Consider the following 23,954-nt stretch of genomic DNA (forward strand, 5'->3'; position numbering starts at 1 on the left):
AGGATCTAATCTTTAATATCTGTAGTCACTTCTGCTTTTGCAATCGGTTCCGCATACTTGGCGATACCGTAATTTGTCTCCTGACTTTTCGAAGGCTCTTTCACATGCCATTCAAACTCATCTCTGAAGTGCCTGATCGCACTGGCCACAGGCCATGCAGCAGCATCTCCTAGCGGACAAATGGTATTGCCTTCAATCTTTTTAGACACATCCACCAGCAAATCAATATCACTCATTTTACCGTGTCCGTATTCAATCCTGTGCAGTACCTTTTCCATCCATCCTGTACCTTCACGGCAAGGTGAACATTGTCCACAGCTCTCATGGTGATAGAAGCGGGCAAAGTTCCAGGTATTTCTTACGATACACTGGTCTTCATCAAAGGCAATAAAACCACCGGATCCCATCATGGTACCCGTGGCAAAACCACCTTCAGAAAGCGATTCATAACTCATCAGCCTTGGATCACCATTCGCCAGTTTCAGGGAAAGGTTAGCCGGTAATACCGGAACAGAAGAACCTCCGGCAACAGTAGCCTTCAGTCTCTTGCCATTCGCCATCCCTCCACAGTACTCATCAGAATAAATGAACTCTTCCACCGGAAGGCCCAGTTCAATTTCATACACTCCCGGACGGGCCAGATTACCTGAAGCAGAAATCAGTTTTGTCCCTGTACTTCTGCCAATACCAATTTTTGTATATTCTTCACCACCATCATTAATGATAGGCACCACGGCAGCAATAGATTCCACATTGTTCACTACTGTAGGACAGCCATACAAACCTGCGATAGCAGGAAATGGTGGTTTAATCCTCGGATTACCCCTTTTTCCTTCCAGTGATTCCAGTAAAGCCGTTTCTTCCCCGCAGATATAGGCGCCGCCACCCGGCTGCACATACAACTCCAGGTCATAACCCGAGCCTAAAATATTTTTTCCCAGAAAACCGGCGGCTTTTGCTTCTGCAATGGCACGTTCAAGGATCCTGATCTGAGGCATCATCTCCCCTCGTACATAGATGTACGAGGTATTGGCACCCAGTGCAAAGCTCGATACAATCATTCCCTCAATCAATGCATGGGGAATATGTGTCATCAGGTAACGGTCCTTAAAAGTTCCGGGCTCTGACTCATCGGCATTACACACCAGGTAACGCGCCACCCCCTCAGGTTTTGCAAGGAAACTCCATTTCATTCCTGTAGGGAAACCAGCACCACCGCGTCCGCGTAAACCCGACTTCTTTACCTCTTCCACCACTTCATCGGGTGTAAGGGTTTTCAAAGCCTTTTCCACAGCACGGTAACCGCCTTTCTGGCGATACACATCAAGGGTATTGATGCCCGGTACGTTTATATGTTCTAATAATAGTTTACGTCCCATTATTTCTTGCGTAATTCTTCAATCAATGTATCCACCTTTTGTGCATCAAGGTTTTCATAAAATGTGTATTCAGGACCTATTTGTAAAACAGGGCCGAAACCACAGGCAGCAAGGCACTCTACACCTCTCCAGCTGAATAATCCATCCGCCGTCACTTCTCCCTCTTTCACGCCCAGTGTCGCCTCAATATGGTCCATCAGTTTCTCTGCACCCACAAGCGAGCAGGGTCCCGTACGGCAAACCTCCAGCATATACTTACCTTGCGGTTTTAAGAAATACATACTGTAAAAGGAAGCCACTTCATACACTTCAATAGGCTCAATCTTTAAGTATGCCGCTACTTTATCCATTGCATTGGCACTCAACCAGCCCAACTCTGCCTGCACTTCGTGAAGTACCGGTAAAAGCGCCGATTTTTGTTTTCCTTCTGGATATCTACTTGAGATTTCATCAAACTTTGCAGTCAAAGCTGACGAAAACTCCACAGGTTGTTGTTCTTCTACTTTAAGCATCTAATTCTCCGGCAATAATATTCATACTACTCATATTGATAATGGCATCTGATAACAACATGCCTTCGCTCATGTGCGCAAACATGGAATAATTGATAAAACTCGGTCTCCTGAAGTGCAGGCGGTAAGGAGTCCTTCCCCCATCATTGATCAGGTAAAATCCAAGCTCCCCGTTTCCACCTTCCACAGCGTGATAAACTTCAGCTTTTGGTGCATCAATCTCCCCCATTACAATTTTGAAATGGTAAATCAGTGCCTCCATGTTATTATAGACTTCCTCTTTGGCAGGCAGGTAAAAATCGGGCACATCTGCATGGAAAACTCCTGCAGGTTCACCTTTCAGTTTCTCCATGGCCTGTTCAATCAGGCTTACACTCTGCCACATCTCCTCATTACGTACCAGGTAACGGTCGTAAATATCTCCGCTGGTTCCTACAGGAACCTCAAAATCAAATTCATCATAAGAGCAATAAGGCTCACTCACACGCACATCGTAATCCACACCGGTAGAACGCAGTAAAGGTCCGGTCCAGCCGAAGCTCAGCGCATCCTCTTGTGTCACACAAGCCACACCGGCAGTACGGTCAATAAAAATACGGTTACGGTTAAGCAGGCTTTCAAACTCTCTCAGCGCTACAGGAAACTCTTTCAGGAACTTATTGATCTTGGCGAATGCAATCTCATTGAAATCCCGCTCGAAGCCTCCTATACGGCCAATATTGGTCGTTAAACGCGCTCCGCATACTTCTTCATAAATTTCATAGATATGCTCTCTGAACTGGAAGAGGTAAAGAAAGGTAGTCGTGGCTCCGGTATCCTGTGCAATAATGGTATTGCAAATGATATGGTCAGAAATCCGTGCCAGTTCCATCACAATGATACGCAGGTAATCCACGCGCTTAGGAACTTTTATATTTAATAATTTCTCTACGGTCATGTGCCATCCCATATTGTTGATAGGAGACGAACAGTAGTTCAATCGGTCTGTTAAAGGGGTAATCTGATAAAAAGGCCTGTGTTCAGCTATTTTCTCAAATGCGCGGTGGATATATCCAATCGTAGAGACACCGCTGACGATCCGCTCTCCGTCTAACTGGAGTACGTTCTGAAAAACACCATGTGTAGCGGGGTGGGTTGGACCTAAGTTTAAGGTGACCAGCTCTTCCTGTGGATCGTTGTCTGTATATACCGGGTGATTGTGTTCCATATGTTTATCTACCGAAGTATTCGTCTTTTTTATCAACTCTGTTTGGATCTTCTAAAGGATACTGTTTCAACATCGGGTGAACATTCAGTTCGTCCATGTTCAGTATTCTTTTCAGGTTCGGATGGCCTTCGAATTTCACCCCGAAGAAGTCGTATGTTTCTCTTTCCATCCAGTTGGCACTGTTCCACAGTCCTGAAGCGGTAGGAATAGTTGGATTTTGTTCCTGGATAAATACTTTCACCCTGATCCTGATCTGCTTCACCATGCTGTGCAAATGGTACACCACTGCAAGATGTTTGGTTTCCGGATAGTGTACCGCAGTAATATCGGTCAGGAAATTCATATTGGCCACTTCACTTTCTTTAAGAAAAGCAAGCACATCGATGATCACATCTTTTGTGGTGCTGAAAGTAAGCAAACCATAAGGTTCATTAACCGCAGTTATTTTATCGCCAAACCTGGCGCCTAATAATTCTATTAATTCGTTATTGGTTACCTTTGCCATTATTCTATTCCGTATGAAGCTAACATTTGTTTATACTGGTCTGAATGTCTTCTTCTGCCGGATTCATTTTTCACCAGCTCCTGAATTTTACCGAAACCATCCAAAATAGCTTCAGGCCTTGGCGGACAACCCGGAACATATACGTCCACAGGAATAATCTCATCAATGCCCTGTAAAACAGAATAAGTATCAAAGATTCCTCCGCTGGAGGCACAGGCACCCACTGCAATGACCCAGCGTGGCTCTGCCATCTGTAAATAAACCTGCTTCAAAACAGGGCTCATTTTCTTTGCAATCGTTCCCATTACCATAAGCAAGTCAGCCTGACGTGGCGAAAAACTTAAACGTTCAGAACCAAAACGGCCAAGGTCATAATGTGAACCCATAGTAGCCATAAATTCGATACCGCAACAAGAAGTTGCAAAAGGCAGGGGCCATAATGAATGTGACCGGGCTAACCCGATAACCTTATCTAAAGAGGTGGCAAAAAATCCAGATCCTTCAATGCCTGGAGGCGCGTCTACTATATTGATGTCACTCATAATATAAAACAAAAAAGGCTCATTCCAATACCAGAATGAACCACAAATTTACGACAAAAAGCCGCAAAAAAGCTACGCTATAGCGATTTAGAACCGATCTAAATAAATTAGTCCCAATCCAGCGCTTTCTTTTTGATAATATAAATGAAGCCTAACAAGAGGGTTCCCATGAAGATAAACATCTCTATAATTCCCGGCCATCCGAGTTCCCTGAAGTTCACTGCCCATGGGTACATAAAGATTACCTCCACATCAAATAAAACGAAAAGAATGGCAACCAGAAAATACTTGATGGAGAAAGGCTGACGGGCATTACCGATCATCTTTACACCCGCTTCAAACGTTGATAACTTATCGCTGGTCTTTCTTGCAGGACCAACAAGGTGCGTAGCCACCAATGTCACCACGGCGAAGCCTAAGGCAACGATTACCTGGAAAACGATAGGTAAAAAATCTGAAGGCAAGCTTTGAGTTTCCATAAAATTATAATTTGGAACAAAAGTAAAACAAAAAGGCAGGATATCAACCCTGCCTTTTCAATTAATTGTTATTTAGATTACTTTTTCTTAATCGGAGCTTTTGCCTTTGGAGCAGGAGCTGTCAATTGTTTCAATCCTTGTGTTGCATTTGCATTTGCCGGATCAATTGCTAAAGCTTTATTAAACAATTCAGTTGCTTTTGCTTTATCTGTCGGAGAATAATAGAAAGCTAAATAGTTATAAGCTTCTACCTGATTTCTCTTTTCAGGAGCTGAAGCACCCAATTCTGGTTTTTTAACGGTTACCAGGTCCAGGTAAGCTTCATATGGCGCTACAATCAGTCCCTTAGGGCTGTTTGGATCATCCATTAAGTTTGCCACACGTCCTCTGAAGATATAAGCCAGAGTAAATTCAGGCTGAGTCCTGTTGATGAAAGCAAATGCAGAATCTGCTTCTACCAAAAGTTTTTTATCAGGATTAGTATTTGCACTTAAAGCAGCACCATACTGGAAGTATTTAGCTGTTCCCATGTAGTAATAGTTCGTCAATGAACCTTTACCATTAGGGTTTAATTTAATTGCGTCTGCATAAACAGCAGCAGACTGGCCATATTTTTTGTTGGTATATAAAGCTTTACCCACTTCTTCCAGCGCTTCTACGTTAGTAGAATCTTTCTCTACCGCAGTTTTGATGCTGATTAAAGCTAAACTATCCTGGTTAGCCGCCAATTGTGCTTTACCCAGATACAGGTAATCTGATGCGATTAAACGTGAAGTATCGGCAGAGTTCTTCGCAAAGAAATCCTGCAATAATTTCAGGCTTTCAGGGCTTTTGTTTTCTGCAGCTGAATAGGCCTGAAGACGGTTAATGACCAATGCTTTCTGGTTATTCGGATACAGGGTAGCCAATTCTTTGGTTTCAGTTTCCAGTGTTGCATAATCTTTTACATAATACAGGAACTGTGCATAACGCAGTCTTTTCTCGAAAGACTTGTCAGTCAGGTCCAGATATTTTCTGTAGTTGGTAATCGCCTCAGCAGCTTTGGTCTGGAAACTTGCAGGTTCAAAGTTTGCCCATTGCATATACAACTCAGCGATCTCACGGTAAGCCGGTCCATAGTTAGGATCTGCCGCGATTACTGCTTTCAGTTCATTTTCTGATTCAGGAAATGCCCTTGATTCTTTGTACATTCTACCGATCTGAACTTTAGCCCTTAACAAAGCTTCGTTCATATTTAATGCACGCAGGTAATTACTTAAAGCCTCAGAATTTTTTTTCTGAGCAGCATATAAATCACCTAAAGCTACAAATGTTTCAGGATCTTTATCGTTAGCATCTACTTCATCTGCTTTTTGCAAGGCAGTTAAAGCAGCAGTAAAATCAGGTTTATCCTGAGCTACATAAGCTTTACCGATATACAGGTAAGGCGTATGGTCTTTTTTAGAAGCTAAGTCAATCGCTTTATCAAAATTAGTCTTAGCGCCGGCTGCATTATTAGCAGCAAGCTCTGCCTGACCTAAACCTACATAGTTCAGGGCATACTTCGGTGCCGCGGCGATTCCTTGAGTAAAAACTGCCTTTGCCGAATCAACATAATCATTACGCAGGTAGACATCACCTAAACTAAAGTAGTTTTCTCCTTTGTTTGCTTGTGAACTTACCAGTGTTTTAAGCATTGATGTAGCTTTCGCGTATTGTTCTGCATCAATTGCTTTCTTTGCGTCATCTAAATTCTGAGCAAAAGAGGCAGAACCCATCGCTACTAAACCTAAACTTAAGGTTATTGCTTTCTTTGTCATTTTCATGGTTCGGATTTATTTGTTTTTTTAAATGTAATCGGGTTGACGGCTACGTTTTCTTGTTAATTTTGTTGAAACCGTCGTTTTAATCTGCTAAATATAAATTTTAGTTGTCACTTTTTAAATTAAAATCTCTAGAAGTTATCTTATGAGGGGCAAGTCCTGATTTTAAGACAATCAATTGACCCCTCTGGCTGCGTAACCAGGTTGCAAAACCTGTGCCTAATCCTGTTCTTCCTTCCGCATTGATAAAATAGACACTCCTGACGAAAGGATATTTGCCATTGATCAGGTTACGCTGCTCCGGTTTATAAAATTCGTCGTCCCCTGTTTTACCTTTGACATTCTTTACGCCCATAAGTTTAACCTGGGGAATGAAATCATTCATATCCCTGTCGCCGCGCAATAACCAGTTGACACCCGCTACCCCAATGTAATCCGGATGGGCAGCAACATATTTGATCACATCATTGTTGTTGTTCAGTGTATACACTCCTGTCTTCGGCACTGCTGTAATATTGGCCAGTGCCTTAAAATAACGGAAGGTACTGGAATAGGCATTGTCAAACACCAGCTTCTTTCCGCGGGGATTGTTTCCCTGTAAGATAGAGATCACCTCATCCACTGTAATGGTACTGTCAGGACTGTTGTTCCCTGTGAACAGGGCAATGCCATCAAGTGCAAATCTTGTTGTGGTGATCTTGATGCTTCTCTTGGTATAAAAGTTGGTTTCTTCCGGCGTAAGCATCCTGGATAAAACGGCAACCCTTACACTGTCGTTCAAAAAGGTGGGTACGATTTTATTTTCATTGCCTTGCAGCATCTCAAATTTCGTATCCGGATAATCAAGTCTGAAAACTTCAATCTGATCTGCGAGCACAGCAGCAAAACTTTCATCAACAACCATTTTAATGGTTCCCGTAGTAGGTGTTTCAGCAACAGGTTCTTTTTTTGCTTTTTGTTTACAGGCAATAAAGAAAAACAATGGCAGAAGAAAAATTAGTTTTCTCATATTTAATCCTCTTTTTGATTCATCAAACGTAAGAATCTGATGACCGCATAAACGATCAGTAAAACTCCCATGGCCAGACGTGCCCACAAGGGAAATTTCTCCGGGTCAAGCTCGGCAAAGAAGATAAAAAACACTCCCAAACCCAGGTAAACCACGAACATGACCAGGCCTAAAATGAACAGAAATCGCTGTTGAGGCGATTTCTGTTTAAATGTATTGAAGTTTAACATTATACTTTTCTAGTTTGACAGGGTAAAGCTAATTGGAATATTATACTTCACACGTACCGGCTTACCATTCTGGATACCAGGCGTCCATTTCGGACTTGCCTTCAATACACGAATAGCTTCTTCGTCAGTACCACCACCTAATTTACGCTCTACTTTAATATCCGTCAAGCGACCGTCTTTCTCTACTACGAAAGACATAAACACTTTACCCTGGATATTATTTTCCTGCGCCATAGGAGGATATCTTACACTTTTCGACAGGTAAGCATAGAATTTATCCATACCTCCAGGGAATCCTGGCTGAGTCTCGATACTAACGAAGTCATACACTTTAGTATCTTCCACTACTGCTGCCTGTTTCGGGCCTTCACCAACCGGACCAACTACAACGATGTCCGCACCTGGATCACCTTCAATAGTTTTCTGACCTGGATCTGCTGCCTTCAGCTGCTCAATCTGTGGTGGTTCTTCATCACGCACCTCATTATCCGGTTTTACAATCGGAGGAGGGAACTTGATCTGATCCGTTTTTGGTGGCGGTGGCTCTACCGGTGGCGGAGGTGGAGTCTTAGGATCCACCGGTGGCGGCGGAGTCATCACAACTTCCACTTGTTTCTCTACAACCTCTTCAGGCATCTGACCTTTGATCAAACTCACGATCTTAGGTACAAGGAACAAGAATATGAAAACTGCTGATGCCCATAGTAATGCCTTGGTTGTATTTGCGCCATTGTCCCTGCGCAGCTCGTAAGCTCCGTAAGACTTGTTCTTTTTTGCAAAAACAACATCAAGCCATTCTTTATTGAATATATCTAATTTAGACATTGCTTGTTATTTAAAAATGTACATAATATTATAAAATCCCTTGCTGCTTCATGAACGCTTTCTCATTATCGAGAATGTTCTCATCATCAATTGCGGGAGCTGTTTTAATTCCTGCGATTAACAATTCATCCATGATGTCAACAAAGTTTTGGAAATTGGCACCCTCAGTAGGTTTGATGACCATAACGATATCTTTACCTGTTGTTGATTTTACTTTTTCCTTATTGTCCAGAATCGTTTGTCTGATCTGAGAAAAACTTTGAATTTCAGGAGCTGTCTTACCAGCTTCGCCCATGTACCAAGCTACTTTATTACCTTTTCCTAATAAAATAGTCATTGTTTGTGAGGCCCTTAATTCTAATCTCGTCTCGTTCTTTTCATCCTTATCTGGCTTAGCAATATCCATTGCTATGGGTTTACTTAGCGTAGTGGTGAGCATGAAAAAGGTAATCAGTAAGAAGGCCAAATCCACCATCGCAGTTAAATCTACTTTGGTATTGGATTTCTTGGTCCTGACTTTACCACCTTTTTTGCCACCCCCGCCGGAGGTATCTAATTCTGCCATGATATCTTATTTTATCCGCCTTCAGCGGTAGTAATTAAACTGAACTTGTTGATTTTTTGTTTTTGAAGGATATCAACGACTTTCTTAATGGCAGGATACTCTTCTTTAGCATCACCCCTAAGACTCACGCGCATTCCTTCCCCGTGAAGCTCTGCAACAGACTTACGCGACTGCAGCAGCCATTCCGCTAATTGGTTATTGGTAGAATCTGCAGGGATACCTGATTCCAGTCCTGATTTTTTTCTTCCGTCACCATCCATCATGATGAATTGTTTCAGACTCTGAACGGGTACACCAAAAGAGCCGATTACGCTAAACCGTTTTTTCTCTTCCTCTGTAAATTGAATTTTATACTGCTCGCCCATTTTTTCCAGGGTAGCCCTTTTGATATCAGGACCTGCCACTTCAAAAAACACCTTTCCGTCACCGATAGACAAAATGGCGATATCCTTTTCAGGAACTTTCATTTTATAGGTAGACGATGGAAGATTAACTTCCAAAGGGTCTGGTTGTTTGGCCGTAGCTGAGAGTATAAAGTAAGTAAGTAACAGGAAAGACACGTCGCACATGGCGGTCATATCAATCGAAGTACTCTTTCTTGCAACCTTTGCTCTTGACATAATATTTAAAAATTACTTATGTTTTATGTAATGATGTTAATTCTTCCGGTTTTCCATAAAGTCCGGTAAAAAAAATAACATTATTTTTTATTTATGCGTAGAAGCATAAGTTTGGATGATGCTAAAACCAGCTTCATCAATTGCATAAGTCAATTTATCAATTTTTGAAGTAAGGATGTTGTACATGATAATCGCTACAGTAGAAGTACCGATACCTGTTGCAGTGTTGATCAATGCCTCAGAGATACCTGTTGCTAACGCTGCTGAATCCGGAGCTCCAGAAGCACCCAGACCACCAAATGCCTTGATCATACCTGTTACTGTACCCAACAATCCCATCAAAGTACCAATGGATACTAAAGTTGCGATAATGGTTAAGTTTTGCTCTAACATTGGCATTTCCAAAGTAGTAGCTTCTTCGATATCCTTTTGGATAGCTAAACATTTTTGATCCGTATCCATGTTAGTTTCCACTTCCATTTCACGGTATTTTTTCAGACCTGATTTAATTACGTTAGCAACTGAACCTTTTTGTTTATCACACTCAGCGATAGCAGATTCGATGTTGTTAGAGTTTAAAAGCGCCTGGATTTTTTTGATAAAAGTATCTAAGCCAGAAGTACCAGTTGCTTTTCCGATAACGATAAAACGCTCTACAGAGAAAACGATTACCATTAAAAGCATACCCATAAGGATTGGTACGATCACACCACCTTTGTAAGCCATACCTGCGTAGTTACCGATTTTAGGTAGGTTTTCAATGTTGTCATCAATAAAGTTTTTTGGATCTCCAAGTACAAATTTGTAAAGTAAAGCTCCGATAATAAGGCAGATTGGAATAACTAGTGTAGCGAATAAATTTGAAGCTGTTGCCGAGCTTTCGTTTTTAACTGTTGTTGGTTTTGGTGCGTTTGCCATTTTTTTAGTTTTTGAGTTTTTAGTACTTTGTTTTTTTATAAATTAATATTCTTGTAATACACACAACGACGAATAAGGTCAAATGTTGCGATAACAAATCTATGACTTTGATTTAAATTCCAAATTAAATCTTTAGTCATTCTACGATTATCTTCACATTATTCTTTTTTGCAGCGATATATATCAAAAAAGATTGCCTCGTTGGGGAGACAATCTTTCACAATGAAAACTAAAAAAAAATTGAAATGCAAATTTTTCCTCAAATAAATTGATTTAAACCGTGTTTTCGACCACTTTTGGGAATGAAGTCAGGATTTCCTCGTTTGCGAAGGCTTCAAACTGCCGGAAGTTGTCCAGAAATGCCAGCGCAAGCTCATTCGCTTTCCGGTCATATTGCTGCTGGTCAGGCCAGGTTTCCCTCGGATCGAGGATTTCCCGAGGGACACCGGGACAGGAAACCGGCATTTGCAGGCCAAATACCTTATGTTCCTTATAATCAACATTTTGCAGATCACCACGTAAAGCAGCAGTAATGAGTGCGCGTGTATAACTTAATTTCATTCTTTTTCCTTCTCCATAAGATCCGCCAGTCCAACCGGTATTCACCAGCCATACATTTACCTGTTCCTTTTCCATTTTCCGGCCAAGCAAGGCCGCATACCTTGCCGGGTGCAAGGGTAGAAAAGCTTTGCCAAAACAGGCAGAAAAAGTTACCTGCGGTGCTATTATCCCAGCTTCTGTCCCAGCAACCTTCGCTGTATAACCTGAAATAAAGTGGAACATGGCCTGTCCCGGACTCAATTTAGCAATAGGAGGCAATACGCCAAAAGCATCTGCGGTAAGAAAGAAAATATTTTTTGGTGATCCCGCAACAGAAGGCAGGACCGCATTATCAATATAGTCGACAGGATAAGCCACCCTTGTATTTTCAGTTTTTTCTATGTTGGCGTAATCCACCGTTCGTGTCGCAGGAAAATAATTGACATTTTCCAACAATGCGCCGTATTTAACGGCAGAAAAGATCTGGGGTTCTTTCTCCTGCGTCAGGTCCACACATTTGGCATAACATCCGCCTTCAAAATTAAAAACAGTATGGTCACCCCAGCCATGCTCATCATCCCCGATCAAGCCACGCAAGGGATCGGCCGACAAAGTCGTTTTCCCTGTTCCCGAAAGCCCAAAGAAGATTGCCGTATCTCCCTCCTCCCCTACATTGGCAGAACAATGCATAGAGAGGATATCTTTCTCTTCCGGCAGAATAAAGTTCAGTATAGAAAATATACTTTTCTTGATTTCACCGGTATATCCGGTACCTCCGATAAGAATGATTTTCTTTGAGAAATTCAGGATGGCGAAATTCGGTTGCCGCGTACCATCTGTAGCAGGGTCAGCTTCAAAACCCGGGGCAGCAATAATCGTCCATTCCGGTTTTTCAGGCATTTCAGTTTCTTCAGGCCTCAAAAACAGGTGGTGTGCAAAAAGATTCTGATAGGCGGTCTCTGTAATCACCCGGATCCCGATACGGTAAAGGGGGTCAGCACAGGCATAGGCATCCCTCACATAAAACTTACGTGCATCCAGATAAGCACACATCTTTTCCTGAAGGAGCTCAAAGTCAGCCGGAGCGAAAGGAATGTTGATATCACCCCACCAAACGCTATCGCGGGTAACATCATCCAGTACGATAAACCGGTCTTTTGGAGAACGACCGGTAAATTTCCCTGTATCAATTGCGAGTGCACCCGTAGAAGTCAGGCTACCCTCCCCATTCTTTAAAGACTCTTCTATCAGTTGGGACATGTCCAACTGATACAATGCCTTTTCAGTACCCAGATTTAACCACTTAAGGTCCAATCCGGGCAATAAATTTTTGCTCATACAATGAATATTTGGTCTTCAAAGCTAAGCAGATATTTATTCAAAAATAATTATTTCCAGTGAAAAATTTTACTTATTGTCGCCACTACACTAACACACAAAACACTGTTAAACAAATAATTACACTCATTTTTAACCACCAGATTTTTTCACTTTATACCCTTCTTTTTGCAGCATCAAAACAACCTTATCCCGGAAATCTCCCTGGATAATTACCTCTCCGTCCTTTGCTCCCCCACCTACGCCGCATTTGGTTTTCAGCATTTTTGCCAGCTGCTCCAGTTCTTCTGCTGTACCGCGGAAACCGGTGATTAAGGTTACTGCTTTCCCCCCCCTGTTTTTCTTGTCCAGCATCACCCTCAAGTCCTGCTGCTGGTGAGGAACAGCTCCCTGTGCTGTAGTCTCTTCTTCCTCAAAATTAAAGGAAGGATCAGTGGAATACATAATTCCACCAAGGTCACTCAGTGATTTCTTCTTCGGTTTCATTGATTTTATTTTTTGTCCATATGCCCTGATTGATAGCGGTTATGGAGCCGGTTTATTTCTTTTGTTCTTCAGGTGGTACAATGATATTTAAAGAAAGGGGAACAATAGACACGGCTATTTCCCTCCCCATAAAATAAGGTTCCCCATCAATGTGTATTGCTCCGTCGTCTACCCTTGTGATCGTGATGTCCCTGCCCTTAATAATTTCCACCATATCCGATTGATCCGTTTTAGCACTCATCATATACCAGGCCAGCAACGGTATTTTGTACAGCGGGAAAGCCTTGATCACACATACATCCAGTAAACCATCTGTCACAGATGCCTGAGGGGATACATGGGCATTGTTTCCATACTGGGAAGAATTGGCCACACTCACCACAAAAGCTTCACGGGTATACTGTTTGCCATCAATCAGCAAATGGTAAGTCTCTGGTTTGTAATTGATCATCTCCCTTAAACCCAGTTTTACATACCCGGAAAGTCCTCTCTTTTTATTCCCCACAAAAACAGAACTGATATGTGCATCAAAGCCCATTCCCGCCATGTTAAAGAAAAACTTTTCGTTAAAGGTACCAGTATCAATCTGAATCGTATGCATGCCATTGAGCACCTGAATCGCTTTAGCGGTATTCATCGGGATCTTTAAAAAACGTGCCAATCCGTTTCCAGAACCAAAAGGAATGATTCCCAGTACCTTTTGCTGCTGCATCACTTTCGCCGCAATCTCATTGATCGTCCCGTCTCCACCCACAGCCACAATCACATCAAAGTTTTTGCTCGCTGCTTCTTCGGCGATTTCGGCAGCATGCCCTACATACTCCGTGAAACTATAGTTTGGGTTAAATTTCGACCGATCCAGATTCGCATCGATGAGAGCTGGGATTTTCAGCTTATCCTTTCCACCGGAGATAGGATTTATGATAAATAGAATGTTCGACTTTGCCAATTGGTTTGGAATTAATTACGGTACAAAATAATTGATATTTTTTGACTAATTTGAATATATATAGTAATTTTGAAACTTAAGGTGGACTGATTTGCGATGTTATGTGTTACATAACGGGATTGCAACCACGTAAAAAAAAGTGCTAACCATTTCTACACTTCCTTTTACTGCCTGTTTTGCAGGGTCATTATCCATTTTAATAATTGTATATTTTTTAAAATTTAATTATTTAAAATGTCATACTTATTCACATCAGAATCGGTTTCGGAAGGCCATCCCGACAAAGTAGCAGATCAAATTTCAGATGCATTGATTGATAATTTCCTTGCATTCGATCCGGAATCGAAAGTTGCATGCGAAACTTTAGTGACTACCGGACAGGTTTTCCTGGCAGGTGAGGTAAACTCAAAAGCATATCTTGACGTACAGAAAATTGCCCGTGAGGTGATCAATAAAATTGGCTATACCAAAGGTGAATATATGTTTGACGGAAATTCATGCAGTGTGTTATCTGCGATTCATGAGCAATCGCCGGATATTAACCAGGGTGTGGAAAAAGAAGATAAAACAACACAAGGTGCCGGCGACCAGGGAATGATGTTTGGTTATGCCACACGTGAAACAGAAAACTATATGCCCCTGGCATTGGACCTTGCCCATAAAATATTAATTGAACTGGCAGCGATCCGACGTGAAGATACTGAAATCAAGTATTTACGTCCCGATGCCAAATCTCAGGTTACCCTGGAATACAATGATCACAACGAGCCGGTAAGAATCGACTCCATCGTTGTTTCCACACAGCATGATGACTTTGATGAAGAGCAGGCAATGCTTGCAAAAATCAAGGAAGACATCATCAACATCCTGATTCCGCGTGTATCAAGTCAGTACCCGCAGTTCAGCAAGTTATTTAACAAAGACATCAAATATCACATTAACCCAACCGGTAAATTTGTGATTGGTGGCCCGCATGGTGATACCGGTCTGACCGGAAGAAAGATCATTGTAGATACCTATGGTGGTAAAGGTGCACATGGCGGAGGAGCTTTCTCTGGCAAAGACCCCTCAAAAGTAGACCGTTCAGCAGCGTATGCAACACGGCATATCGCCAAAAACCTGGTTGCAGCAGGTGTTGCAGATGAGGTGTTGGTACAGGTATCGTATGCGATCGGCGTAGCACAGCCTATGGGTATTTATATCAATACCTATGGCACGGCCCAAGTTAAAGACGCTGCCGGTGTGGTACTTACTGATGGTGCTATTGCAAAGGAAGTAGAAAAAATCTTCGATATGACTCCTTACAGCATTGAAACAAGATTCAAATTGCGCAATCCTATCTATTCAGAGACTGCCGCCTATGGCCATTTTGGTAAAACCAATGAGGTGGTCACTAAAATATTCAAAGCTTCAAACGGAGAAGAAAAAGCTGTTGAAGTGGAATTATTTACCTGGGAAAAATTAGATTATGTAGATGCGGTTAAATCAGCATTTGCATTGTAAGCCAGGTTAATCTTTTACCAAAGGTCAAAAAGCCGTATGCCATGAGGAATGGTATACGGCTTTTTTGTGCCATCAAGGGTATAGGTTCTATGACGGTTCTGATAGAGAAGCATGCAAGTATGAGTTTGCTCCGGGTTTACACTTGGTTTTATCCGTACCAAGTATACCCCATATACCCCCCAACTAGGCCCCAACTAGGCCCCAACTAGACCTAAGTGGTATAATTGGGGCCTAGTTGGGGGGTAGTTACAGTCTACTTGGGGTATACTTGGTACGGACAAGACCCGGTTTAGACCAGGCTTAATCCCATGCTAAGGCAGAACGGTTACCGCAGCATAGTTAACGATGGTCCTAAGTGTTCATTTAATATTTAGTGAGAATCAGATAAAATCCAGGCAATTTCAATCCTTTTGTATATGCAGGAAATGGAAAGGTGATCCTTACCACTTCTTCTTACCCATTAACTGAAAGCAGTGATTACTCTGTGGCAGATGTATATGATAAAACAATGAAACCTCCTTGTTGGAAACACCACGTCTGCTTACTGTATGCTTAATAAAGGAAAAAGCCAAAAATACCAGCAACTATAATCGTGTGTCAAAGAACTGTGTCCTTCATCATTCGTATCTATAGATTCTGCAAACTATAAAATTTAAAACCTTCCTGCCCCTGCTCAGGTTATTTTAGTATTGCTAATTATAACCCTGTACCATCATGCGTAAACTTATACTCGCCTTTATCATAGGACTTCAGTTCGGAATTGTTAATGCCCAGCATAGACGCACAGGAATTCAGCCGACCATTACACCTGACTTGCTGTACGGACAATTGTTTATAGACGTACAAATGCAAAATGCCTTAAAAGATGGTAAAACCTTCGTCGACTGTCTGCCAAAAAGAGATCCGCAGCTCATTGTCCGGGATTACCTGAAACTGAAAGCCACAGCAAACAAGTTCAACCTGAAATCATTTGTGGAGGCAAATTTTGTACTCCCCGATTCAGGGATTTCAGCGACACCAGAGGCCGCAGCGCTGTTGGATAAAACCCCTGATAGCACTGCAAACCAACCTTTGGTCACACATATCCACCAGCTCTGGACTGCATTAGGAAGAACGCCCAAAGACAGGTTACAGCACAGTAGTCTGCTGGATCTGCCACACCCTTACATTGTTCCGGGCGGACGTTTCAGGGAGATCTATTACTGGGACAGTTATTTCACCATGTTAGGACTACAGGTGTCCGGGGAGAATGAAACGATTGAAAATATGGTGAAAAATTTCGCCTTCCTGATTGATCAGTACGGGCATATCCCCAACGGAAACAGGAATTATTACCTCAGCAGGTCGCAACCTCCATTTTTCTCGCTCATGGTCGACCTCCTGAAAGAAACGCAGGGAGAAGAGGTTTACCTCAGCTACCTGCCGGCGCTGGAAAAAGAATACGCGTACTGGATGGACAAATCGGCACCTACAAAACACGTGGTGAAAATGTCAGATGGAAGCCAGCTGAACCGTTACTATGACCAGCTGAATACCCCCCGCCAGGAGTCCTATAAGGAAGATGTGCTGATCGCACAGGAACAGGGCAATAACAATCCGGAGATTTACCGCGATATCCGTTCCGCAGCGGAAAGCGGATGGGACTTTAGCAGCCGATGGTTTCGTGATCCGGCACAACTGAAGACGATACAGACCACACAAATTGTTCCGGTAGACTTAAACTGCCTGTTGTACCACCTGGAACTGACCCTTGAGAAATGTTATGCACTAAAAAAAGACATCCCTAAAGAACGTCTGTACAAGAGCCTGGCGCTGAAAAGGAGAAATAGCATCCAAAAATATTTTTGGTCGCCAAAACAGGGGTTTTACACCGATTACAACATCAGCACCAAAAAATTATCCCCGCAGCTGAGTCTTGCAGGTACCTTTCCTTTATTTTTTAATATAGCGGATATCAAACAGGCAAAAGCTGTTGGGACACTATTGAAAAAGCAGTTCCTGAAACCGGGCGGACTCATCACCACGCTTCAAAACTACCATCAGCAGTGGGATGCACCCAATGGATGGGCACCCCTACAATATATTGCTATAAAAGGTATGGAAAACTATGGGTACAAGGAAGCAGCAAAAGACTTCGCTTCCAGGTGGGTAGCACTGAATGCAGCGGTTTACAAACGAACCGGAAAGCTAATGGAGAAATATAATGTGGTGGATACACATCTGGAAGCAGGAGAAGGAGAATATACCGCCCAGGACGGATTTGGATGGACAAATGGAGTCTTGCTTGCCCTGATTAAACATTATGATTTAACGGTTGAATAAATGAACTCAATTATTAAGGCAGATCAAACCATTTGCCTGTGCCATTGTTTAACAATAGAAAAACAATCTTTATTATGGAACACTCAACAGAAATGAACACACTTAGCCAGATTTTGGAAAAATTAAGGCAGAAAGGTTTAGATAACGAAATAAAGATGACTGACCATGGCAAAATGCAGGGAGTTGGCCTGAACAAAATTTACAATCCGGAAGATCTTAAGATCATCAAAACATATCGGTTCGAGGGTGACTCAGATCCTGGCGACAACTCTGTCTTATACCTTTTAGAAGATAAAGACGGAAACATAGGGTATATCATGGATGCCTATGGCATGTACAGCTCCCAGGGAAACCTGGGATTTGATGATTTCCTGAAGAAAATCCCCACCGCCGACAGGGATTTACAGGAATTATTTAAATAGCTTTCTTATTTCGCTGATAAGCACAAAGGGTTCTCCGTTTTACTGGAAGAACCCTTTGTGCTTTTTTCATCAGCATATAATTATTTTTTAGAGGTGATGAAGCGATCATGTGCCTATTTATTCCTGTTTGTAAGCGGTAGGCTTATGATGGTTTCATCAGCATATAGTTGTTTCTTAATGGTGATGAAGCTAAGGTTTAGGAACCGTGATTTGCTGCTTCCAGTTCCATTCAGGAGGATCTACCCCCAATAAATGTTTCACAAAGAAATCCCTTCTTTTGTGCTCACCATAATCTCCACCAAGAGAATGTCCCATTCCCGGAATTTCCAGGAAATCGAAATTCTTATTGGCCTTTACCAAAGCATTGATCAGCTGTATCGTAGAAGAAGGATCTACATTTTCATCCAGCTCACCTAAAATAAGCAGCAGTTTACCCTGTAGCTGATGGGCATTGGTCACATTGGATGATGCTGCATATTGGGGGCCAATCGGGTAACCCATCCATTGTTCATTCCACCAGATTTTATCCATCCGGTTATCATGGCAGCCCGAAGAGGAAACTGCGACTTTATAAAATTCAGGATGAAAAAGTAAAGCACCGGCAGAATTTTGTCCCCCAGCCGAGTTGCCAAAAATACCCACCCTCGTGGTATCCATATAACTATACTTTTGTGCAGCAGATTTTATCCACTTTATCCGGTCCGGGAAGCCCGCATCTTTTAAGTTTTTCCAGCACACATCGTGGAAAGCTTTGGAACGGTTAGCGGTGCCCATTCCATCAATCTGTACCACAATGAAACCCAGCTCGGCAAGTTCATGCAGCGATCCGCGTGAGTCGGTCACGAAGTTTTTCGGCACAAAGGAATCCTGCGGACCGGCATAGATATATTCTATAACAGGATATTTTTTGGCGGGATCGAAGTTTCGGGGACGGATAATCATTCCCCAGATATCCGTTTTCCCGTCACGGCCTTTAGCAGTAAAGACTTCCGGCATTTTCCATCCTGTTTTCAGCAACGGAGAGATATCAGCACTATCCAGTTTCATCATGACCTTGCCATCCACAGCATTTCTTAACACAGTAACCGCTGGGTTGTCTATCCTGGAATAGGTATCCGTAAAGTATTCGTAACCGGGCGAAAATACGGCCTTATGATTTCCATTTTCTGTTGTTAGTGCCTTTAAGCCGGAACCGTCGAAATTGATACAGTAGTATTGTATAAAATAAGGATCCTGGTCTGCGCGGTAACCACTTGCCTCAAAGATAAGCTGTCTCTTCTTTTCATCTACATGGATCACCTTCCGCATTACCCAATTCCCCTTGGTCATCTGATTCTTTAATTTCCCTTTACCATCATACAGATACAGGTGGTTCCATCCATCCCTTTCCGATGCCCAGATAATTTCCCTGCCATCCTGTACATCATAGCGGTAATTTCTGCCGCTGTAATTGATAAATGTCTTACTTGTCTCTTTGATCAGGGTATTCAGTTCTCCGGTTAGTCCGTCTACTTCCATCACCTGATACTCCTGGTGTCCGCGTTTGTTGTACTCAAAAGTAAAAGCACGGCTATCTTTACGCCACTCCAGCGAAGAAATTTCGTATTGATCAGGAATCAGCGATACATCCACGGCGACCTGCTTTTTGGTGGCAACCACAAAAAGGGAAGGTTGCTTTTGGGAAAGTGCATCTCCGGGTTTCAGGTAATTACGGCTGTGTAGTTTGGGTTGAAGCTGATCTGCAGGAGAGGATTCAATCAGATAAACCATATGCGGCTGGTTGGCACGAACATGATTTGTGGCCAGTTTTTTACTGTCGGGCGACCAGACGATAAAAGGGGAATAATAATACCCTTCCGATCCGTCAAAGCTCAACTGGGATTCTTCATTGGGTTTACCCACCGGACAGATGTACACATTATAGTTTTTGATATAGGCCGTCCAGGCCTTATCCGGAGAAATGATACTTTTCCCGGTTTTGCGGTCTTCATAGCCATAATCATAGTTTGATCCGGGAATATCCTCCTTAGCAGGTTCGGGATAATCCTGGCTGGTTTTTGCGATGGGATCTACAAGCACATAACGGAGTCCGCTTCCGGTATATATACTATAATAAAATTTGTTCTGCCCTTTTATCCAGGTAATATTCTCCGGTGCATGGTATATGGAATGTTGCATCTCTCCATTTAACGCTTCTGCTCGCTGGTAGTCCTGCAAAGTCCCCTGTGCAGAAAGCGCAGCAGGAAAGAAAATAGAAATCGTAAGAATACGTATCTCTTTTTTTAAATTATTTATAACAGGTAAAAAATGTAAGGCCATATTTCAGTGATTAACAATCAGTATTCCCATGAAAAAACTGAATAAGTAAAAATAGAAGCAAAGACCTTAGGGTTCAAACCATAAATTGGTTGTTAATAGCAGTTTATTAACTGTTTTTTTTCACATTTCTCCTTTCAACTCTCCTCCAGGGCAATCAGTGGCTCCAGGTTGTTCAGTTCTTCCTCAGTAAATAACCTCGACTGAATCAGAAATGCCACATCAATGGTAGATTCGAGAGAGTAACTGGCAGCCCGCCCTTCCATCACATCCAGTGTAAGCTGTGTATGTTTCCAGTATTCAAACTGGTCGCCTGCCATGAAGAATTTACATCCCTCAATTTCGCCTATACACACATCATTTGAACCGATCAGGAAACCTCCCTTCTCAAAACAATGCGGATATGAGCCTTCACAGCAGCCTCCGCTCTGATGAAAGAATAATTCTCCGTATTCAGCTTTTAAGCGCTGAATAATGGCGACTGCCGCCGGTGTGACTAAAACTCTTTTTGTATTCATGGATCCATATTTAATTATGATGCCTTCCAGGCAGTTTATGCTTCCTGTTTTTACTTCAACAGGCAGCTGATCTTTATTACACCAGCAGTACATCAGAGTTCATCTTTAAATAAACCGCCAGTTTATCTTTCATTGTAAGCAGCGCTGTTTCATGCAGGGATCACCTGTCCAACAGCGCTGCTTATATTAAAAAACATCAACCCTTAGCACAAGGTTATCCGGCAATATTTACCAGTATTTTAACATGTGTAGGGTTGCCTAACAAAGCATCAAAACCTTCAGCAACGATATCATCAAGTTCGATATTTCCCGTCACCAGTTTTTCAACCGGCATCCTGCCTGTAGCGATCAGCTGCATCACCTCAGGAAATATATTCCTGTAGGCAATTGTACCTTTAATCGTAATCTCACGTACCACCTGGTCGAAGGCATTGGTCGTTACCGGTTTACCAAAGAGTGCCACTAATAAAGCAGTACCCCCATTTTTCAGACTTGCAATCCCGGCTTCATAAGTCGCCTGTACACCTGCCGCATCAATAAATACATCTGCTCCACCACCAGTCAGCTCCCTCACCTGTGCAACCACATTTTCTTCCTTACCATTCACGACTGCCGTTGCACCAATTTCCATGGCTTTCTCCAGGCGTTTATCAGCCACATCCACTACCACCACTTTAGTGGCACCGTTTGCTATCGCCGCCTGTACACAGAGCAACCCAATTGGTCCTGCACCAAAAATAACACAGGTTTGTCCCAGTTTTAATCCGCTGCTTTTCACTGCATATACCGCAACTGCTGCAGGCTCTACCAGGGCACCCTGTTTAAAAGTCATTTCATCCGGCATTTGATGCACCATGTAATCTTCCACGACCACATATTTTGCAAAACCACCATTCGAGGTCAGTCCCACAAAACCGAGTGGTTCCGACAAATTGTATTCGCCAGTCGTAATAAACGCACTGTCAGGATTTCTGAACAAAGGTTCAACGACCACCCTGTCTCCCACTTGAATATGTTTAACCTCTGCACCAACTTCCGTAACTATACCAGAAAATTCATGTCCCAATGTGGTCACCCCAATATGTCCGTTTAACGGATAAGGCTTGTCTTTAGGAATTAACATAGGCCCATGGGAATACTCATGTAAATCGGAACCGCAGATACCTGCGTACTGAACCTCTATTTTAACCTGTCTGGCTTCTGCTACCGGGATTGGGGCATCCTCTACTCTAATATCTTTCGCTGCGTACCAGCGTGCTGCTTTCATCGTGTTCTCTGACATCTTAAAATTGTTTTTTGTGTTTATATAATTTGGTATCGTATTCGTTATCAGTATCGTATAGTCAAATAAAAAATTATGATCTGTTTGCAGGGCATTCCTTTTATAAAAATAAAAAAGCACCGGATTCCCCGGTGCTCCCCTAAATAAACCTAAAAGAAACCCAATTTGTTTTTATCATAAGAGATGAGCATGTTCTTCACACTTCTATAGTGGTCCAGCATCATCTTGTGGTTTTCCCTGCCAAAGCCGGATTTTTTATATCCGCCAAAGGGTGCATGGGCAGGGTAAGCATGGTACTGGTTCACCCAGATCCGCCCCGCATCAATGGCGCGCGGCACCTGGTACAGTTCATGCGCATCACGGGTCCATACCCCCGCACCTAATCCGTATAAAGTATCATTGGCAATTTCTATCGCCTCTTCCACCGTTTTAAAGGTGGTGACACAGACCACAGGCCCGAAAATCTCTTCCTGAAAAATACGCATCTTGTTATGCCCTTTAAATATCGTCGGACTGATATAGTAACCCTTCTCCAAATCTCCCGGCAATGAATTGATCTCTCCGCCAAGCAAGACCTCTGCGCCTTCTTCCTTCCCTATTTTCAGGTAGGAAAGTATCTTTTGATATTGCTCATTGGAAGTTTGTGCGCCCATCATACTGTCTTTATCCAGCGGATGTAGGGTTTGAATTGCTTTGCTGCGTTCAATCACCCTGGCGATAAACTTCTCATAAATACTCTCCTGGATCAGCAAGCGGGATGGACAGGTACAGACTTCTCCCTGGTTTAACGCAAAAAGAACAGCTCCTTCCACTGCTTTATCAAAGAAAGCATCATCTTCATCCGCTACTGATTCAAAAAATATATTAGGCGATTTTCCGCCCAGTTCCATGGTAGAAGAAATGATATTCTCCGCAGCATACTGCATAATCAGTCGCCCTGAAGTGGTACTTCCGGTAAAAGCAACCTTCGCAATGCGCGGGGAAGTCGCCAGTGGTTTACCCACCTCAATTCCATACCCATTGACGACATTCAGTACCCCCGGGGGCAACAGATCGCCGATAAGTTCCATCAGCACCATAATCGACACCGGTGTCTGCTCTGCCGGTTTCACCACTGTACAGCAACCTGCTGCCAGCGCAGGCGCAATTTTCCAGGTGGCCATTAACAAAGGGAAATTCCAGGGTATAATTTGTGCCACCACACCTATAGGTTCATGAAGGACCAGACTCACCGTATGTTCGTCATGCTCGGCAAGTGTACCCTCATCCCCACGGATCACCCCGGCGAAATACCTGAAATGATCTACAACCAGCGGCAAATCTGTCGCCAGGCATTCCCTCACGGCCTTTCCGTTGTCTATCGTCTCTACAATAGCCAGGTATTCCAGGTTATCTTCTATCCGTTGTGCAATTTTTAACAGGATATTGCTCCGTTCTGTGGCTGATGTTTTACGCCAGGTCTTGAAAGCTTCATGCGCAGCATCGAGCGCCAGATTCACATCTTCCTTCCCTGAGCGTGCAGCTTTGGTGAATACCTGACCATCAATTGGTGAAATATTATCAAAATATATCCCTTTTACCGGAGGGACGAATTTACCCCCGATATAATTATCGTAATGGGGTTTAAATACCGGCTTTTCAAATAATTGTGACATGTGTATATATATTTGGTTAGTACAAACTTA

Annotated in this window: 23 protein-coding genes; 3 read left to right on the forward strand and 20 right to left on the reverse strand. The window is 42.7% G+C overall.

Annotated features, from left to right (window positions below; all coding sequences use genetic code 11):
* Positions 1–5: 5 nt before the first annotated feature.
* The 16 genes from nuoF to ACSBL2_RS25605 all read right to left on the reverse strand — a co-directional run bounded on the left by nuoF (position 6) and on the right by ACSBL2_RS25605 (position 13,906).
* Complete coding sequence (nuoF, locus tag ACSBL2_RS25530; RefSeq protein WP_442589387.1) at positions 6–1,379, reverse strand: NADH-quinone oxidoreductase subunit NuoF; 1,374 nt, start codon at positions 1,377–1,379, stop codon at positions 6–8.
* Positions 1,379–1,891: an NADH-quinone oxidoreductase subunit NuoE family protein gene (locus ACSBL2_RS25535; RefSeq protein WP_442589388.1), complete on the reverse strand. Its 513-nt coding sequence runs from the start codon at positions 1,889–1,891 to the stop codon at positions 1,379–1,381. The genes nuoF and ACSBL2_RS25535 overlap by 1 nt, the downstream gene beginning before the upstream one ends.
* Positions 1,884–3,098: an NADH-quinone oxidoreductase subunit D gene (locus ACSBL2_RS25540; protein ID WP_442589389.1), complete on the reverse strand. Its 1,215-nt coding sequence runs from the start codon at positions 3,096–3,098 to the stop codon at positions 1,884–1,886. The genes ACSBL2_RS25535 and ACSBL2_RS25540 overlap by 8 nt, the downstream gene beginning before the upstream one ends.
* Before the next feature lie 4 nt (positions 3,099–3,102).
* Entirely contained in the window at positions 3,103–3,603 is a 501-nt protein-coding gene (locus tag ACSBL2_RS25545; protein ID WP_442589390.1) for an NADH-quinone oxidoreductase subunit C, read from the reverse strand.
* On the reverse strand, positions 3,603–4,145 hold the full coding sequence (locus ACSBL2_RS25550; protein WP_442589391.1) for an NADH-quinone oxidoreductase subunit B: 543 nt from the start codon (positions 4,143–4,145) through the stop codon (positions 3,603–3,605). Before ACSBL2_RS25550 ends, ACSBL2_RS25545 begins: the two co-directional genes overlap by 1 nt.
* Before the next feature lie 107 nt (positions 4,146–4,252).
* Positions 4,253–4,624 carry an NADH-quinone oxidoreductase subunit A gene (locus ACSBL2_RS25555; protein WP_442589392.1) on the reverse strand — a complete coding sequence of 124 codons (372 nt, stop codon included), beginning with the start codon at positions 4,622–4,624 and terminating at the stop codon, positions 4,253–4,255.
* 77 nt (positions 4,625–4,701) lie between these two features.
* Entirely contained in the window at positions 4,702–6,429 is a 1,728-nt protein-coding gene (locus ACSBL2_RS25560; protein ID WP_442589393.1) for a tetratricopeptide repeat protein, read from the reverse strand.
* A gap of 100 nt (positions 6,430–6,529) precedes the next feature.
* Complete coding sequence (locus ACSBL2_RS25565) at positions 6,530–7,435, reverse strand: PstS family phosphate ABC transporter substrate-binding protein (RefSeq protein ID WP_442589394.1); 906 nt, start codon at positions 7,433–7,435, stop codon at positions 6,530–6,532.
* 2 nt (positions 7,436–7,437) lie between these two features.
* On the reverse strand, positions 7,438–7,665 hold the full coding sequence (locus tag ACSBL2_RS25570; RefSeq protein WP_442589395.1) for a hypothetical protein: 228 nt from the start codon (positions 7,663–7,665) through the stop codon (positions 7,438–7,440).
* 9 nt (positions 7,666–7,674) lie between these two features.
* Positions 7,675–8,490 (reverse strand): energy transducer TonB, encoded by an 816-nt coding sequence (locus tag ACSBL2_RS25575; protein ID WP_442589396.1) that lies wholly within the window; start codon positions 8,488–8,490, stop codon positions 7,675–7,677.
* A gap of 28 nt (positions 8,491–8,518) precedes the next feature.
* Entirely contained in the window at positions 8,519–9,055 is a 537-nt protein-coding gene (locus tag ACSBL2_RS25580) for an ExbD/TolR family protein (RefSeq protein WP_442589397.1), read from the reverse strand.
* A gap of 11 nt (positions 9,056–9,066) precedes the next feature.
* On the reverse strand, positions 9,067–9,675 hold the full coding sequence (locus tag ACSBL2_RS25585) for an ExbD/TolR family protein (protein ID WP_442589398.1): 609 nt from the start codon (positions 9,673–9,675) through the stop codon (positions 9,067–9,069).
* An 87-nt stretch (positions 9,676–9,762) separates the two neighbouring features.
* Positions 9,763–10,593, reverse strand: coding sequence for a MotA/TolQ/ExbB proton channel family protein (locus ACSBL2_RS25590; RefSeq protein ID WP_442589399.1), 831 nt, complete (start codon positions 10,591–10,593; stop codon positions 9,763–9,765).
* A gap of 273 nt (positions 10,594–10,866) precedes the next feature.
* Positions 10,867–12,471, reverse strand: coding sequence for a phosphoenolpyruvate carboxykinase (ATP) (pckA, locus tag ACSBL2_RS25595; RefSeq protein ID WP_442589400.1), 1,605 nt, complete (start codon positions 12,469–12,471; stop codon positions 10,867–10,869).
* A gap of 132 nt (positions 12,472–12,603) precedes the next feature.
* Positions 12,604–12,957: a translation initiation factor gene (locus ACSBL2_RS25600; protein ID WP_442589401.1), complete on the reverse strand. Its 354-nt coding sequence runs from the start codon at positions 12,955–12,957 to the stop codon at positions 12,604–12,606.
* Between the two features lie 52 nt (positions 12,958–13,009).
* Positions 13,010–13,906 (reverse strand): diacylglycerol/lipid kinase family protein, encoded by an 897-nt coding sequence (locus ACSBL2_RS25605; RefSeq protein ID WP_442589402.1) that lies wholly within the window; start codon positions 13,904–13,906, stop codon positions 13,010–13,012.
* A gap of 234 nt (positions 13,907–14,140) precedes the next feature.
* On the opposite strand from ACSBL2_RS25605, the gene metK reads away from it, so the two are divergent.
* The 3 genes from metK (at position 14,141) to ACSBL2_RS25620 (ending at position 18,153) form a co-directional block, all read left to right on the forward strand.
* Entirely contained in the window at positions 14,141–15,409 is a 1,269-nt protein-coding gene (gene metK / locus ACSBL2_RS25610; RefSeq protein WP_442589403.1) for a methionine adenosyltransferase, read from the forward strand.
* Between the two features lie 714 nt (positions 15,410–16,123).
* Positions 16,124–17,731, forward strand: a complete 1,608-nt coding sequence (gene treA, locus ACSBL2_RS25615; protein ID WP_442589404.1) for an alpha,alpha-trehalase TreA — start codon at positions 16,124–16,126, stop codon at positions 17,729–17,731.
* Positions 17,732–17,805: 74 nt separating this feature from the next.
* Positions 17,806–18,153: a hypothetical protein gene (locus ACSBL2_RS25620; protein WP_442589405.1), complete on the forward strand. Its 348-nt coding sequence runs from the start codon at positions 17,806–17,808 to the stop codon at positions 18,151–18,153.
* A gap of 189 nt (positions 18,154–18,342) precedes the next feature.
* On the opposite strand, the gene ACSBL2_RS25625 is transcribed toward ACSBL2_RS25620, so the two are convergent.
* The 4 genes from ACSBL2_RS25625 to ACSBL2_RS25640 form a co-directional block, all read right to left on the reverse strand.
* The gene (locus ACSBL2_RS25625; protein WP_442589406.1) at positions 18,343–20,472 is read right to left on the reverse strand and encodes a DPP IV N-terminal domain-containing protein; all 2,130 of its coding nucleotides are present in this window, start codon (positions 20,470–20,472) and stop codon (positions 18,343–18,345) included.
* A 134-nt stretch (positions 20,473–20,606) separates the two neighbouring features.
* Positions 20,607–20,987 carry a DUF779 domain-containing protein gene (locus tag ACSBL2_RS25630; RefSeq protein WP_442589407.1) on the reverse strand — a complete coding sequence of 127 codons (381 nt, stop codon included), beginning with the start codon at positions 20,985–20,987 and terminating at the stop codon, positions 20,607–20,609.
* 214 nt (positions 20,988–21,201) lie between these two features.
* Complete coding sequence (locus ACSBL2_RS25635) at positions 21,202–22,269, reverse strand: 2,3-butanediol dehydrogenase (protein ID WP_442589408.1); 1,068 nt, start codon at positions 22,267–22,269, stop codon at positions 21,202–21,204.
* 149 nt (positions 22,270–22,418) lie between these two features.
* Entirely contained in the window at positions 22,419–23,924 is a 1,506-nt protein-coding gene (locus tag ACSBL2_RS25640; protein WP_442589409.1) for an aldehyde dehydrogenase family protein, read from the reverse strand.
* Between the last annotated feature and the right edge of the window lie 30 nt (positions 23,925–23,954).

The organism is Pedobacter sp. AW31-3R (assembly GCF_052180285.1).
GTDB lineage: Bacteria > Bacteroidota > Bacteroidia > Sphingobacteriales > Sphingobacteriaceae > Pedobacter.